This is a genomic window from Williamsia muralis NBRC 105860 (assembly GCF_001598915.1).
Taxonomy (GTDB): Bacteria; Actinomycetota; Actinomycetes; order Mycobacteriales; family Mycobacteriaceae; genus Williamsia; species Williamsia muralis.
Genome location: NZ_BDAP01000004.1, coordinates 170,666 through 181,353, shown reverse-complemented (window position 1 = coordinate 181,353; position 10,688 = coordinate 170,666). Strand labels below are relative to the sequence as shown.

Here is a 10,688-nt window from a genome sequence, read left to right as displayed (position 1 = left end):
ACTATTTTTATCGCCCCGACGGAGTCTGGCCTGGTGACAGCCCTATCGCTGTTCGGAAATACTTTGTTACAAGCGGGGTTACACGCACGGCGGGCTAGTTACCCACGGTCGCAACACAATAAACGGGGAACGTTCAGCAGATGGTCACCCGGTGTTTGCACACAGCTGTTATCGAATGATCTTCGCGGTCACGATTGCCGTTAGTATCTCTATGATTTCGTCTGGTTCGGAGTCCGATTGCATGCCTGCTTCGGTGCGCCGCTCGTAGTCGGCGATCAACGCGAACATCGCCGTGGCGACGGCTGCGACCCGCCGGTTGCGGGCTGCTCGATCGGCATCGATCGATTTGGTCAGTCGTTCAAGTACTTTCGGCCATTCCGTGTCATGGCGCTGCAGTGTCTCGTCCGGCCAGGCCGTTCTGATGACCTCGAGAAAGCGTGCGTAGTGGGTGCCCTTCATCTGCAGGATGGGTAGGACCAGGACGCTGATCAGGTCGCGGATGCTGGGCTCTTTGTTCTGTGCGGCAAGGTCTTTCAACATTTGTGACCGCACGAGTTCCATGGGTCCGAGACGTCGGGCGACGATCGCGGCGATCAATCCTTCGCGGTTCCCGAAGTGATACTGCACGGCTGAGTTGTTGCGATGTCCGGCTTCGATCGCGATGTCGCGGAGCGGGACCTCGTAGCCGCGGGTGGCGATCAATCGCTCGGCGGCGTCGAGCAATTCTCGCTTGCCGCGGTCGGTTCCGGTGTCCGTCACTGTGGCCCCTCCCGTCCCATTCCGCCGAGTCGGCCCGAATGAAGTTCGTAAGCCACATCACCGTTAAGCGGCCATGCTTATATTGAACGATGATTACCGACCCGCTGCACAAGAAAGTGGTCTTTGTCACTGGCGCCTCGTCTGGTCTGGGATCCGCTGTGGTCGAACTGTTTTCTGCGCGCGGCGCAGAGGTGTTCGGCTTCGCCCGTGATGCCGACCGCCTGGCGGCAGTGTTCGACAGCGTGCCGGGCGGCCGGTTTCAGATCGGCGACCTCGTCGATGCGCAGCAGTGTCGGCGTGCGATCGAGGCCTGTGTGGATCGGTTCGGCAGGATCGACGCACTCGTGAACGTCGCGGGCGCACACACCATGCGTCACACCACGGAGGTGACCGACGACGATTGGCAGCGCGATCTCGCTGTCAATCTGAGTGGTCCTTTTCATCTGATCCAGGCGGCATTGCCTCAGCTGATCGAGAACCGGGGGAGCATCGTCAACGTCTCGTCGGTGGCGGGGGTCCAGGGTCAGGCGTACTCAGCTGGCTACTGCGCTGCCAAACACGGTCTCGTCGGCCTCACCCGAGCGCTTGCCGTGGAGTACGCCCACACGGGACTGCGGGTCAATGCGGTGTGCCCGGGAGGAATGTTGACCCCGCAGGTGACAAACTTCGCGCCGCCCTCGAACGCCGACTTCGATCTGGTGATGCGAGCGGCGTCGCCGCGAGGATTCGCCGATACCGCGGATGTGGCGAAATTGATCGCCTTCCTCGCCAGCGACGACGCCGCGGCTGTGCACGGTGCGGTCTACGCGGCCGACAACGGCCGGTCGGCGGACTGACTCAGTTGTCGGTCGGCCGCCATGGATTGGTGTAGCCGTCGGGGATCAGCCCGTCGAACATCGCACGCATGTCGTCGGACAGTTTCATCAGTTCGACGTAGGACCCGATCGGACCGCCGCCGATGTAGGCGAACTCCATCCCGACGCCCTCGAACACGCCGTCCTGGAGGATCTCTGTGCCCGCAGCCTTCAGGTCGGCGATGGCCGCGTCGAAATCGTCTGGGAGCCAGGCGATGTGGTGAAGGCCCGGCCCGTGCGCATCGAGAAATTCGGTGTAGAGATTGACTCCTGAGACGGGCTGGATCAATTCGAGCTGCTGACCGCCGGCGTATCCCAGGGATACGTGGATCGAGTAGTCGGCGGGTGCGCCGCGGTAGGAGCACGCGCCTGGGCCGAACGCCACGTCCGGGATGCGCAACCACGATCGGACGCCGTAGCGGTCGGTGAACTCCTTTTCAGCGGCGTCGATGTCGGCCACGACCCACGCGACCTGAAAGATCGGCCCGTCGGCAACGTTCACCTCAGGAACCGATCGCCAGCGCGAGTGCCATGAAGAGCATGAGGACAAATGACGTCATGAGGCCGCCGATGGCGATGCCTGTCCATGCCTGGGCCTCGCCTGTCTCCCCGGTGTTCTTCATCTGACCCAAGCCGACGAATCCCATGATCACCGCCGCGGGGGCGAGCAGCGCTCCCAGGCAGATGAACGTGGCGGGTACGGAGATGAGGGCGCAGATCATGGCCGCGTTGGCCATCGAGTTCGTTCGGGGGCGGGCGGTCGCATACGGGTTGACCGGGTACGCGTAGAGGCCGGGTGAACCGCCTGGATACGTCAGCGGCGGATAGGCGCCGGGGTACGGGGGATATGCGGGGTCGAGGCTCGCGAGGGGATCTCGGAATCCACCCGATCCTTCGGGGTCGTACGACGGCCAGTGGCCGGATGACCATGAGTCGGTGGCGATGGGCTCCGTGCTGTGCGTTCGACCGGCGGGCGTGGGCTTGGTGAGATCAGGCCGTTGACGGTCGGAATCCTGGCGTTGTGTCATCGGTGCGCTCCGCTCGTTCGGCTGTCCATCGCCTGCTCGTGCCAGCTTATGCGCCGCGCACGAGGAGTCCGCGCGATCTGTGGCGCGTTCGGCGGTCACGGCGGTCGCTGAGACGACGAAGCGCGGTGCCCGGCCACCGAAGTGGCCTGGCACCGCGCATCGGTTCCGATCAGGTTGCGGTCGCGTCAGCCGCCGTGCGTGGACCCCATGGAGGCGAGGTCGGTGACGGACGATCCTGCAAGCTTCCAGGTGCCGTCGGCGTAGACGTAGTCGATGGGCATGGCCACCGGCTGCGGGGTGTGCGGGCTCGCCACCTCGACGTTCGCGGTGGCCTTGTTCTCTCCGTTCACCGTCACCGTTGTGACAGTGAACTTGTCCGGGGTGTAACCGGCGGTGGTGAAGCCGCGCGACAATCCGGTCAGCTGTGCGCCGATGGACGGATCCGTCGAGTCGACCAGCTTCGCCGAGTCGGCAGGCGCGGTCTCGGGCGTGAGGACCGTGCGCAAGATCTCCTGTGCCGTGGAGCTCTCGAGGGTCGACCCCGACTCGGTGGCCGTGCCGGACGTGTCCGCAGAGCTCTGGGATGTCGCCGAGGCCGTGGTCGAGGATGCGGATTCGGACTCGCTGTCGTCGCTGCACGCGGCGACTCCGAAGACGGTCAGGCCGACCAGGGCGATGCCGGCCACACTCTTGCGAAAGTTCATATGCACTCCTAGAACCGATTAAGTAAGCCAACACTAACCTAGGTGCGCGCGACGTGTCCGACGAGGTCAAGTGCCCGTCCGGCGGATTTCGATGCCTCGATCGGCAGTACGGGTGCTTCATCGGCAAGTTCGGTCTGACAGGTGCGGACGACTAGTGACCCTTGCGAAAGACGTTGTGATTGAGCCTTTTACGGCATCAAGCGCTAGATTTGCGGTGCCGGTCGCCATCCGAGGAGGGGGTTGCGGTCGGCGCAGTGCACACCATCGCGGCGGGTCGTCGTCGACACGGCGTGTGCTGCGACGGTCATCACGAAAGGGGGAGCGAAGTCCATGACAGTCGAAGATGTGCATCCGGGGCGCACTCCCGGCGCGGGGGGCCAGGCGGATTCGGTGGCCGTACCCACCCTGTCGCCGCGGGAGGTAGAGGTGCTCCTGGCCTGGTTTGCGGCCGACTCCAAAGTCGAGGCGGCAGCATCGCTGTTCATCACGCCGGCCACCGTCAGCACCCACATCACCCGGATCCGGGGAAAGTACGATCTTGTCGGCCGACCGGCCCGTACAAAAGCGCAACTGCTCGCGCGGGCCATCCAAGACGGGTACACGCGCCTCGACGATTGGTGAAACCCGACGTCAGTGTTGTGTCCTGGGCCTATCTCGCAGCAATTTGGTTTCCACCTGCTGGTTCTCTACACTTGAGCGGTTACCTGGGCACAGTTGTGCCCTGGCGGCGAGACCGCGTGCGTCGGGTCGGAAATTCGGCGTGCAAGAAGTAAACCAGGTCAAGGAGACTACAAAGTGATCCAGCAGGAGTCACGCCTGCGGGTCGCCGACAACACGGGTGCCAAGGAAATCTTGTGCATTCGCGTGCTCGGAGGCTCGTCACGGCGCTACGCCGGCATCGGTGACGTCATCGTCGCCACTGTCAAAGACGCCATCCCCGGCGGAAACGTCAAGCGGGGAGAGGTTGTCAAAGCGGTCATCGTGCGCACCACCAAGGAGCGCCGCCGTCCGGATGGTTCGTACATCCGTTTCGACGAGAATGCCGCCGTCATCATCAAGAACGAAAGCGATCCTCGCGGAACCCGCATCTTCGGCCCGGTCGGCCGTGAGCTGCGTGAGAAGAAGTTCATGAAGATCGTCTCGCTGGCTCCGGAGGTGCTCTGACATGAAGATCCACAAGGGCGACACCGTGATCGTCGTCTCCGGTAAGGACAAGGGCGCCAAGGGCAAGGTCATCGAGTCCTACCCGCAGCGCAGCCGCATCCTCGTCGAAGGCGTCAACCGCATCAAGAAGCACACCTCGGCCTCGCAGAACGAGCGCGGCGCATCCTCGGGCGGCATCGTCACCCAGGAAGCCCCCATCCACGTCTCGAACGTGATGGTCGTCGATTCCGACGGCACCCCGACGCGCATCGGCTACCGCACCGACGACAACGGCAAGCGCGTGCGCATTTCCCGCAAGAACGGGAAGGACATCTGACATGAGCACAACTGAGAAGATCCAGCCGCGACTGAAGCTTCGCTACCGCGAAGAGATCAAAGACGCGCTGAACAAAGAGTTCGCCTACGACAACGTCATGCAGATCCCCGGCGTCGTCAAGGTCGTGGTCAACATGGGTGTCGGCGATGCCGCCCGTGACGCCAAGCTGATCAACGGCGCCATCAAGGACCTGGAACTGATCACCGGTCAGAAGCCAGAAGTTCGTCGGGCTCGCAAGTCGATCGCACAGTTCAAGCTGCGTGAAGGCATGCCCATCGGCGCCCGCGTCACCCTGCGTGGCGACCGCATGTGGGAGTTCCTCGACCGCCTCGTGTCGATCGCACTTCCGCGTATCCGTGACTTCCGTGGCCTGAGCGATCGCCAGTTCGACGGCAACGGTAACTACACCTTCGGTCTCAACGAGCAGTCGATGTTCCACGAGATCAACATCGACAACATCGACCGTCCGCGTGGCATGGACATCACCGTCGTCACCACCGCGACCAACGATGACGAAGGTCGGGCACTGCTGCGTCAGCTCGGCTTCCCGTTCAAAGACCCCAACGTGAAGGACAACTGACATGGCAAAGAAGGCTCTGGTCAACAAGGCCAACAAGAAGCCCAAGTTCGCCGTGCGTGGCTACACCCGCTGCAACCGTTGCGGTCGCCCGCACTCGGTGTTCCGCAAGTTCGGCCTGTGCCGAATCTGCTTGCGCGAGATGGCACACGCGGGCGAGCTGCCCGGCGTGCAGAAGAGCAGCTGGTGATCTGGTAGCCACCAGGCTCACCGTCAGGCTTTGACGAAAGGCGCTCCACCTTCGGGTGGGGCGCCTTTCGCGTCGGCGGGGAGCGCGTGGTCAAGGTCTGTTCTTGTGTCGCTGTGTGTGACGTCGCTGGGCTCGGTTCGGTCCGGTGTGTGGGGTGATGACTCGCGGGCCCCTTGGTCGGTTGTCATCGCTCGGCAGAACGCCCTTGAGCAGCTGATGTTCGGGACGCAGAGCGTAACCCTCCTCCCACGGGTGCTGCCCATACTCGTCCGGCCAAACGACTTGCAGCGCAGGCGAATCGGGGAACAGTTCGTTTGTGATGATCAGATCGTCCTTGTCGATCAGCTCGATGAGGCGGACAGGGACATCGATCGATTGCAGTGGCACGTCGACCCTCTGGTCGACGATGTCGGTCCACTCGTATCGGTGGAGCACGTTGCCGAGCTCGTTGAGAACCGAACCGCTTGTCCTGGCGTCGAGCCCGTACACGACGAGTTCGGGTAGTGAATGCAGGCCGAGGCCGGTTGTATAGGCGAACGAGCAGTCGGGCGGCTCGCACTCGGGTGAGTTGCACTCGCACTCTTCGCTCACGGCTGTGACGGCCCAGCCGTGGGCACGGATCCTCGAAATGGTGGCGTTCACTCGCGGATCGCGGTGCCAGCGTGGAAGTCCTCGGATGGCTGCGGCGTGGTCGGACATGTTCGCTCCTTCGTTCGGTTGCGACCACTAGAGCAGTGGGGTCGGACAAGTCACCACGATCGGCCCGCTGCGTGGCCGCCGAGGGAAATGTGCTCTTCACTGCAGGTCAGGGGGATGATCCTGGTGCGACTGGGGCCGTCCACATTGTTGGTGCGTCTGATCGCTATGGAGATCGGTGTCTACAGTCGTCCGGAGCTGCAGCTGCGGGGGCTGGATGGGTGGCAACTGCGCAAACAGGTTCGCGACGGTTCGCTGATCAGGCTGCGCCCCGGCTGGTACGCAACGGAGACGGCCAATGCCGTTGTTGTCGAGGCTGTTCGCCGCGGCGGAGCGCTCAGCTGTGTGTCGGCCCTGCGCCATCACGGACTGTGGGTGCCGCCGGGCTATGACCGCGTTCACGTGCGGGCCAGTAAGCACAACAAAGCGCACGGCACACGTTCGTGTCAGGGTCATGGGCGGCCGATGCCGGTCACCACTGCGGTCGACTCGATTCCGGTGGCGCTCGACTGCGCCGCCCGGTGTATGAGTGCCGAGGACTGGATTGTCGTCTGCGACTCGGCGCTGAACTCGGGCGGCCTGACGATCGCCGGGCTCAAATTGGCGATGGGCACTGTGACACAACGAGTTTCGGACCTGATGGACAAATGCGAACCAGAAGCTCAGTCGGGGACCGAATCGATCACGCGCCTACGGCTTCGTGCGGCGGGATTCACCGTGGTCGTGCAACCGGTGATCCTCGGGATCGGCCGAGTCGACATGCGGGTGGGCCGGCTGCTCATCGAGTGCGACAGCCAGAGCCACCACACCAGCCTGGAGAACTACCGCAACGATCGTCGTCGCGACCGACAGGCTCTGCTGGACAGGTGGCTGACCATGCGGATCACCTATGAGGACGTCCTGTACGGCTGGGAGGAGGTCCTCGCCGACATCCGGTCCATCACCCGGACCGACCGCCATCGCATTCGCACCACGATCGTCCCCGTCAGTGGTGGCGAAGGGTTATCTGCCCTCGGTGACCGTGCTGCGGGATGATTTCGGTGGCGTCGCCGGCAGGGACGGTTGCCGAGCCGCCGAAGGTTTGGATTGGACGGCGCCGCACATCCGCACCAGGAACGTCCCCGTCACTGGCGACGAAGGGCTATTTGCCCTCGGTGACCGTGTTGGGGGATGGAAGGTGGTGAGGTCAGCGGCCGAGTAGTCCGCCGAGCCCACCCTGCACACCCGATTGCTGTCCACCGCCGGTTCCGCCGATGAGTCCACCCGGCGGCATCTCGGACGGCTGCACGACCACAAAGCCGTGGCCGCTGAACGCGAGCGTGAATCGTTCACCGGTGCTGCGTCCCATCAGGGTTCCGAGATTGAACGAGTCGTTGCGCTTGACGCTGGTCTGCAAGCTCGAGGACCACGCGACCGCGGCATTCGGGTCGGCATAGGTCTGCTGATCGACGGTCAGGACCACCGGGTTGCCGTCGGTGGTGATGGCGATCCGTCCGCGGCCGGTGAAGACGCAGTTGAACAGACCGGCGTTGCTCTGTGCGGCTGCACCCTGCATCCGTTTGACGTCATAGCTCAGCGTGGAGTCGAAGGCGAGGACGTTGGCGCCGTTGATGGTCAGGCCGTCGGTCCCGTCGAGGTCGATCAGATGGACGTCGCTCGCGGCATCGGCAAGGAACAGATCGCCGCGTCCGGTGACCTTCATCAGCGGGACACCCTCGCCGGTGAGGGTGTTGCGGATGGCCCGGCCGATACCCCCGGATCCGAGGGCCTCGAACTTCAGGTCGCCCTGGTAGGCAACCATCGACCCGGATCGGGCCATCACCTCGCCGTTCATGCCGACCCGGCACATCTTGCTGCCCTGCTTCTGGATTCCGGTGCCCGACACCTCGGCATGTGCCGGCGCGAAAAGGTCACTGTTCATGGCGTGGACTCCCTGGTTCTGGGGTGATGGCGAGTTCGTCGGCTGCGACACCGGCTGCGCCGGGGCGTAAGACGATGCAGCCGGGGGCTGTGCGGGCGGGGAGGGCTGCCCGGCCGGTGGCCAGGGCATGGGGTCGGGCGCGGAGGGGGTGGTCACCGGATCGTCGTCGACCTGGATGCCGAAGGCTTTCGCGAGTCCGGCGAGTCCGTCGTCGTACCCCTGTCCGACGGCCCGGACCTTCCACGCGTCGCCGCGCCGGTACACCTCCATGCACACCACCGCGGCCTCGGTGGTCAGACGTGCCGGGGTGAACGACACGGACGGCACACCTGCGCCATCGCGCAGTTCGGCACGCAGCGTTCCCGCGGTGGCGAAGGTGGTCGGACCGTTGCCGTCGAGACTGGCGGTGATGGCGATCGTCTCGATGTCGGCCGGCACCCGGCCGGTGTCGATGCTGATGACGTCGGACGCGCCGGCGTCGCGGTAGCTGACACCGGGCCCCGACGCCTGGTTGTAGAAGATCAGATCGTCGTCCGAACGCACCCGGCCGTCGCGGCCCAGCATGACGGCCGACGTGTTCACCGGAGATGCGCAGGTCACCGACACGCTGATCTGCGGCGACGGGATCGCGGTGTTCTCTCCTGGAGCGAGTTCTCTCATGGTGTGTGCCATTGTTCCAGGTACATGCTCGGCGCAGCCGCGACCGACGGATTCACACTGGAATCGTGTGGGTGCCGACCGCGCAGGAGAAGGTCGACAATTTGGCCTGAGCAGCGCCGTTCCCTACACTAGAACGGTTGCCTAGGCTGACCCGTGCCTTCGGTCGGTCAGAAACACCCAGGTGACCACTTTTTCTTGGCTTCCGGCTTTGAAAACTCCCGAGTGCATCCGTGCATTCGGGGGAGCACTACCCCCGACTGGCTTGCCAGTCGGACTGAACTGCCCTGACCGGCAACGGTCGGTCAGGGACACGTAACTCACTTCGTAGTAGGCCCACGATGTGACGTGCAAGGCCCGCGACGGCCAGGCGATCGCCTGGAGGTCAACGGAACCGGTATGCGCATGCTGCATGGGAACCGCCGCGAGAAAGGTTGACGGTCTGATATGACCATGACTGATCCGATCGCAGACTTCTTGACCCGTCTGCGCAACGCCAACTCGGCGTTTCACGATGAGGTGAGCCTGCCGCATTCGAAGATCAAGGCCAACATCGCCGAGATCCTCAAGCGCGAGGGCTACATCACGGACTACCGCAGCGAAGATGCCGAGGTCGGCAAGAACCTCGTCGTCACGCTGAAGTACGGCCCCACCCGCGAGCGGAGCATCGCCGGTCTCCGGCGCGTCTCCAAGCCGGGTCTGCGCGTGTACGCGAAGTCCACCAATCTGCCAAAGGTGCTCGGCGGCCTGGGCGTGGCGATCATCTCCACTTCCTCGGGTCTGCTGACCGACCGCCAAGCCGCCAACCAGGGCGTGGGCGGCGAAGTCCTCGCGTACGTCTGGTAAGGGGCAAAACTAATGTCGCGTATTGGAAAGAACCCGGTCGCAATCCCGGCCGGAGTAGACGTGAAGATCGACGGCCAGACCGTCAACGTCAAGGGCCCCAAGGGGCAACTGTCAGTTGACATCTCGGAGCCGATCAGTGTCGCAGTCGAAGATGGCACCGTTGTGGTGACCCGTCCCAACGACGAGCGACGTAACCGTGCACTGCACGGCCTGAGCCGCAGCCTGGTGGCCAACCTGGTCACCGGTGTCACCGAGGGCTACACCCGAAAGATGGAAATCTTCGGTGTCGGTTACCGCGTGGCGCTCAAGGGCAGCGACCTCGAGTTCGCGCTCGGTTACAGCCACCCGGTGCCCATCAAGGCGCCCGAGGGCATCACCTTCGCGGTGGAATCGCCCACCAAGTTCTCGGTTTCGGGAATCGACAAGCAACAAGTCGGACAGATCTCGGCGAACATCCGCCGCCTGCGCCGTCCGGACCCCTACAAGGGCAAGGGCGTTCGCTTCGAGGGTGAGCAGATCCGTCGCAAGGTCGGAAAGACGGGTAAGTGACATGAGTGAAACTGTGAAGACCAAGCGTCTGCCCCTGGGCAAGGACGTGTCCACCCGTCGTCGTGTCTCCAACGCCCGCCGGCACTTCCGGCTGCGTAAGAAGATCAGCGGCACTCCCGAACGGCCGCGGCTCGTGGTGAAGCGCTCCTCGCGCCACATCCACGTGCAGCTGGTCGACGACCTCGCCGGCAACACCGTGGCCGCAGCCTCGACCATCGAGGCCGACGTCCGCAGTGCCGGTGGCGACAAGTCGGCGCAGAGCAAGAAGGTCGGCGAACTGATCGCCGCCCGCGCCAAGGCTGCCGGTGTGCAGGCCGTGGTGTTCGACCACGGTGGCCACGGCTACCACGGTCGTATCGCTGCTCTGGCGGATGCCGCCCGTGAGGGAGGGCTCGAGTTCTGATGATTGATACGAATACTTGCAACG

Annotated in this window: 16 protein-coding genes; 10 read left to right on the top strand and 6 right to left on the bottom strand. The window is 64.0% G+C overall.

The genetic code is table 11. The annotated features are described in order from the left end of the window. Positions 1 to 168 precede the first annotated feature (168 nt). Positions 169 to 759 (bottom strand): TetR/AcrR family transcriptional regulator, encoded by a 591-nt coding sequence (locus WIMU1_RS16545; RefSeq protein ID WP_062798859.1) that lies wholly within the window; start codon positions 757 to 759, stop codon positions 169 to 171. Positions 760 to 848: 89 nt separating this feature from the next. Between WIMU1_RS16545 and WIMU1_RS16540 the strand changes: the two genes are divergently transcribed. After that, positions 849 to 1,595 carry an SDR family NAD(P)-dependent oxidoreductase gene (locus WIMU1_RS16540; protein WP_062798857.1) on the top strand — a complete coding sequence of 249 codons (747 nt, stop codon included), beginning with the start codon at positions 849 to 851 and terminating at the stop codon, positions 1,593 to 1,595. 1 nt (position 1,596) lies between these two features. On the opposite strand, the gene WIMU1_RS16535 is transcribed toward WIMU1_RS16540, so the two are convergent. The 3 genes from WIMU1_RS16535 to WIMU1_RS26410 form a co-directional block, all read right to left on the bottom strand. After that, entirely contained in the window at positions 1,597 to 2,115 is a 519-nt protein-coding gene (locus WIMU1_RS16535) for a VOC family protein (RefSeq protein WP_062798855.1), read from the bottom strand. Position 2,116: 1 nt separating this feature from the next. Continuing rightward, positions 2,117 to 2,641: a DUF4190 domain-containing protein gene (locus WIMU1_RS26415; protein ID WP_158599256.1), complete on the bottom strand. Its 525-nt coding sequence runs from the start codon at positions 2,639 to 2,641 to the stop codon at positions 2,117 to 2,119. Positions 2,642 to 2,826: 185 nt separating this feature from the next. After that, entirely contained in the window at positions 2,827 to 3,345 is a 519-nt protein-coding gene (locus tag WIMU1_RS26410; RefSeq protein WP_030164700.1) for an MTB12 C-terminal domain-containing protein, read from the bottom strand. 330 nt (positions 3,346 to 3,675) lie between these two features. Here WIMU1_RS26410 and WIMU1_RS16520 point away from each other — a divergent pair, with 330 nt between their 5' ends. From WIMU1_RS16520 to WIMU1_RS16500, 5 genes are all read left to right on the top strand, one after another. Then, positions 3,676 to 3,966, top strand: coding sequence for a response regulator transcription factor (locus WIMU1_RS16520; protein WP_084248325.1), 291 nt, complete (start codon positions 3,676 to 3,678; stop codon positions 3,964 to 3,966). Positions 3,967 to 4,140: 174 nt separating this feature from the next. After that, complete coding sequence (rplN, locus tag WIMU1_RS16515) at positions 4,141 to 4,509, top strand: 50S ribosomal protein L14 (RefSeq protein ID WP_023955972.1); 369 nt, start codon at positions 4,141 to 4,143, stop codon at positions 4,507 to 4,509. Between the two features lies 1 nt (position 4,510). After that, a complete protein-coding gene (rplX, locus tag WIMU1_RS16510) occupies positions 4,511 to 4,825 on the top strand; it encodes a 50S ribosomal protein L24 (protein ID WP_023955970.1) in 315 nt (104 codons plus the stop codon). Position 4,826: 1 nt separating this feature from the next. Next, the gene (gene rplE / locus WIMU1_RS16505; RefSeq protein WP_023955968.1) at positions 4,827 to 5,405 is read left to right on the top strand and encodes a 50S ribosomal protein L5; all 579 of its coding nucleotides are present in this window, start codon (positions 4,827 to 4,829) and stop codon (positions 5,403 to 5,405) included. 1 nt (position 5,406) lies between these two features. After that, positions 5,407 to 5,592 (top strand): type Z 30S ribosomal protein S14, encoded by a 186-nt coding sequence (locus tag WIMU1_RS16500; protein ID WP_023955966.1) that lies wholly within the window; start codon positions 5,407 to 5,409, stop codon positions 5,590 to 5,592. Positions 5,593 to 5,682: 90 nt separating this feature from the next. Here the strand turns inward: WIMU1_RS16500 and WIMU1_RS16495 are convergent, their stop codons facing one another. Further along, positions 5,683 to 6,291 (bottom strand): DUF4262 domain-containing protein, encoded by a 609-nt coding sequence (locus WIMU1_RS16495; RefSeq protein WP_030164691.1) that lies wholly within the window; start codon positions 6,289 to 6,291, stop codon positions 5,683 to 5,685. Positions 6,292 to 6,405: 114 nt separating this feature from the next. Here WIMU1_RS16495 and WIMU1_RS16490 point away from each other — a divergent pair, with 114 nt between their 5' ends. Beyond that, the gene (locus WIMU1_RS16490) at positions 6,406 to 7,323 is read left to right on the top strand and encodes a hypothetical protein (RefSeq protein ID WP_245968950.1); all 918 of its coding nucleotides are present in this window, start codon (positions 6,406 to 6,408) and stop codon (positions 7,321 to 7,323) included. Positions 7,324 to 7,474: 151 nt separating this feature from the next. Here the strand turns inward: WIMU1_RS16490 and WIMU1_RS16480 are convergent, their stop codons facing one another. Further along, entirely contained in the window at positions 7,475 to 8,869 is a 1,395-nt protein-coding gene (locus tag WIMU1_RS16480) for an AIM24 family protein (protein WP_062799206.1), read from the bottom strand. 444 nt (positions 8,870 to 9,313) lie between these two features. On the opposite strand from WIMU1_RS16480, the gene rpsH reads away from it, so the two are divergent. From rpsH to rplR, 3 genes are read left to right on the top strand one after another with little or no spacing between them, the layout of a single operon-like run. Continuing rightward, positions 9,314 to 9,712, top strand: coding sequence for a 30S ribosomal protein S8 (gene rpsH, locus WIMU1_RS16475; protein ID WP_023955959.1), 399 nt, complete (start codon positions 9,314 to 9,316; stop codon positions 9,710 to 9,712). 12 nt (positions 9,713 to 9,724) lie between these two features. Beyond that, entirely contained in the window at positions 9,725 to 10,261 is a 537-nt protein-coding gene (gene rplF, locus WIMU1_RS16470; RefSeq protein WP_023955957.1) for a 50S ribosomal protein L6, read from the top strand. 1 nt (position 10,262) lies between these two features. Next, positions 10,263 to 10,664, top strand: coding sequence for a 50S ribosomal protein L18 (rplR, locus tag WIMU1_RS16465; protein ID WP_030164684.1), 402 nt, complete (start codon positions 10,263 to 10,265; stop codon positions 10,662 to 10,664). Positions 10,665 to 10,688: the final 24 nt, after the last annotated feature.

What these genes read in the sequence shown, in the direction of transcription:
- WIMU1_RS16540 (WP_062798857.1), top strand. Translation starts at nt 849, where the DNA reads ATGATTACCGACCCGCTGCACAAGAAAGTGGTCTTTGTCACTGGCGCC.
- WIMU1_RS26415 (WP_158599256.1), bottom strand. Translation starts at nt 2,641, where the DNA reads ATGACACAACGCCAGGATTCCGACCGTCAACGGCCTGATCTCACCAAG.
- WIMU1_RS26410 (WP_030164700.1), bottom strand. Translation starts at nt 3,345, where the DNA reads ATGAACTTTCGCAAGAGTGTGGCCGGCATCGCCCTGGTCGGCCTGACC.
- WIMU1_RS16520 (WP_084248325.1), top strand. Translation starts at nt 3,676, where the DNA reads ATGACAGTCGAAGATGTGCATCCGGGGCGCACTCCCGGCGCGGGGGGC.
- rplX (WP_023955970.1), top strand. Translation starts at nt 4,511, where the DNA reads ATGAAGATCCACAAGGGCGACACCGTGATCGTCGTCTCCGGTAAGGAC.
- rplE (WP_023955968.1), top strand. Translation starts at nt 4,827, where the DNA reads ATGAGCACAACTGAGAAGATCCAGCCGCGACTGAAGCTTCGCTACCGC.
- WIMU1_RS16500 (WP_023955966.1), top strand. Translation starts at nt 5,407, where the DNA reads ATGGCAAAGAAGGCTCTGGTCAACAAGGCCAACAAGAAGCCCAAGTTC.
- WIMU1_RS16495 (WP_030164691.1), bottom strand. Translation starts at nt 6,291, where the DNA reads ATGTCCGACCACGCCGCAGCCATCCGAGGACTTCCACGCTGGCACCGC.
- WIMU1_RS16490 (WP_245968950.1), top strand. Translation starts at nt 6,406, where the DNA reads ATGATCCTGGTGCGACTGGGGCCGTCCACATTGTTGGTGCGTCTGATC.
- WIMU1_RS16480 (WP_062799206.1), bottom strand. Translation starts at nt 8,869, where the DNA reads ATGAGAGAACTCGCTCCAGGAGAGAACACCGCGATCCCGTCGCCGCAG.
- rpsH (WP_023955959.1), top strand. Translation starts at nt 9,314, where the DNA reads ATGACCATGACTGATCCGATCGCAGACTTCTTGACCCGTCTGCGCAAC.
- rplF (WP_023955957.1), top strand. Translation starts at nt 9,725, where the DNA reads ATGTCGCGTATTGGAAAGAACCCGGTCGCAATCCCGGCCGGAGTAGAC.
- rplR (WP_030164684.1), top strand. Translation starts at nt 10,263, where the DNA reads ATGAGTGAAACTGTGAAGACCAAGCGTCTGCCCCTGGGCAAGGACGTG.